At 44.1% G+C, this 2,131-nt stretch carries 5 protein-coding genes; all 5 read right to left on the bottom strand.

Annotation, left to right across the window (positions count from 1 at the left end):
- Positions 1-189, bottom strand: a 189-nt coding sequence (locus tag A3756_RS15385; RefSeq protein WP_156490507.1) for a DUF3087 family protein, incomplete at its 3' end; no start/stop codon positions are given.
- Positions 190-241: 52 nt separating this feature from the next.
- Entirely contained in the window at positions 242-445 is a 204-nt protein-coding gene (locus A3756_RS26740) for a hypothetical protein (RefSeq protein ID WP_156490508.1), read from the bottom strand.
- 249 nt (positions 446-694) lie between these two features.
- Positions 695-1,471, bottom strand: a complete 777-nt coding sequence (locus A3756_RS15395) for a hypothetical protein (RefSeq protein WP_068513607.1) — start codon at positions 1,469-1,471, stop codon at positions 695-697.
- Positions 1,472-1,480: 9 nt separating this feature from the next.
- Positions 1,481-1,705, bottom strand: a complete 225-nt coding sequence (locus A3756_RS15400) for a hypothetical protein (protein WP_156490509.1) — start codon at positions 1,703-1,705, stop codon at positions 1,481-1,483.
- A gap of 72 nt (positions 1,706-1,777) precedes the next feature.
- Positions 1,778-2,131, bottom strand: a 354-nt coding sequence (locus tag A3756_RS15405) for a pyridoxamine 5'-phosphate oxidase family protein (protein ID WP_197481329.1), incomplete at its 5' end; no start/stop codon positions are given.

Raw genomic sequence — 2,131 nt, forward strand, 5'->3', positions numbered from 1 at the left:
CACAAGCGCTACGGCAGACACTACACCCACCAGATTCAGAACGAAATTTGAACCTCCAGGTTCCCCAACTAAATGAATCAGTAGGGTTGATACGCTAAGCGCGATCGCCAATAAAGCAACAATGCTTCCAGCAATCACCCAGTTAAGGTGCTTTCGATAAGTTGTTTTATCAATATTCTGTAAATTCATATTCTTCTAACTAAAACCTCTAAATATTCAGTCTCAAGATAACAACAGAAACTTAAATAAAAATGGCGGCCAAAAAGGCTAATAATATAAGCGCTGTAACCGGTACAGAGATACCAGAAAAGTATTGTATTAACTTTGGCCCTTCCGTGACTTTCACAGCACTGAAGGCTTCTTCAGCATTTCTATATACCTCAGCTTTTAACTCAATGGGAGCACCTGTGATAATTTTTTCCCGAATCTCTTCAAGTTCTTCCAAACTCAAAAAATTCAAGTAAGGCTCGTTCTCACTATAACTCAGGATAATCGAGCGTATTTGATCACGATGAGAGTCTGGGGTACGAGAACAAGCGTTACAGACCTCAAAGGCTATAGCCTTATTCTCACCGCAATAAATACATATACTTATCATAATATCGTCATTGGCCTTGTGCTAAGAGAGTACTGCATGAAAGGAACAGCCAGCCTATCTTGGAAGATAAGCTAGCTTATTCTGGAATGCCTTAGCCTAATGCCCGAAGCTCTTCATAAGACCTTTAAGCTTGTCACCACCTTTCTCTTCAAGTTTCTCCATCAGCTTCTCTTTAGCTTTCGCTTTCAGTTTTTCCGTCTGCTTTGCTTTAGCTTCTTTGATAAGCTTATCAAGTATTTGTTTACCCATAGCCTGAGCAAGTTCCTTTGGAGGAAGGCCCGCACTTCCACCTACATTCGAGACAGCAAAGGTGGGGAGAGTTTCATCATACTTTTTCTGGCCAAGCGCACTCAGATCTAACGCTAGTTGCGTATCTTTGATAGTTAGCTTCTTGATCACGATGCGCACGTCGGAGTCTGCACCCGACTCTTCCTTAGTCTTGTCAGCACTGCCGCTTTTTCCTGAGTCAGCACTAGCCTGACTGGTAATCTGCTCAAGCAATACATTTAGATTACCTTTTCCTTGAGCATTCAATTCATACAGTGCCGAAAGTGAATCAACCAAGACTTCCCCAATGACAATCGGCATTTCAGTGATATTCTCTGTACCAATATCCAGGCGCACGATACCAAAACCAAGAGCTGACGTCGGGGTAAAGCCATTAGGGTTAGCGACAGAGAAATCGCTCAACTCACCAAAACCATCCATCAACCTGATATCAACACCCTCTACAACAACAGCGCTTTGTAAAGCCTTGCTGCCATGCGTTTCAACCTGCTCTTTAACGATGTCATTGAGTGAGCCGGCCAGGTAAGCAACACCTGCGACGGCGATTAGTATAATTATCAAAAGTGGTAATAGTATTTTCTTCATAAAGGTTACCTATGGCTGTTGTTGCTTATCTTTTAATTCGTTTTCGCGCTGATTGTGCCTTAATCTGGCCTTAATCACTAACTTCATTTTATGCATTCGATGACCACTGATGAATAATGCGATGGCTATCAAGCCTAGCACTCCGTGACCCGCCAGAGCCTGGCTTCCAAACTCCCGATACACGACATAGTCTTCGATTTGGCCGACAAAGCCAATCATTATGACAAAGCTCAAGAAAATTGCGATAAAGGTCGGTGCGCTGTGCGCACCGGCGGACTCCTTAAGCAGGCGCTTTTCGAGCCTGCCTTAATACTCCACTCGCTCTCCCCATGTTTTAATGATAGGAATCTCTCCCACCCAAACGGGAAGCACCAAGTCTTCAATGTCATCATTTGGGCCGCCCTGTCTTTGTTTCACTGCCCCTTCGTCGATGTCCATCCTGAGTAGTGATGTTGCCTGAAGTTCCTTTTCATTGGGTTGGCGAATTTGTTTCCAACGGCCGGTTTCGAGCTGTTCAACAAAGTGCTCATATGCGGCAAGCTGTTGCTGTTCATCTTCCACCAATTCAAAGTAGCCAAACAGTACAGCCGAACGATAGTTAGCACTGTGATGGAAGCCCGATTTCGCCATTACCCAGGCATTTAATTCAGCGAAGGATAC

Source organism: Oleiphilus sp. HI0086, assembly GCF_001635225.1.

What these genes read in the sequence shown, in the direction of transcription:
- A3756_RS15395 (WP_068513607.1), bottom strand. Translation starts at nt 1,471, where the DNA reads ATGAAGAAAATACTATTACCACTTTTGATAATTATACTAATCGCCGTC.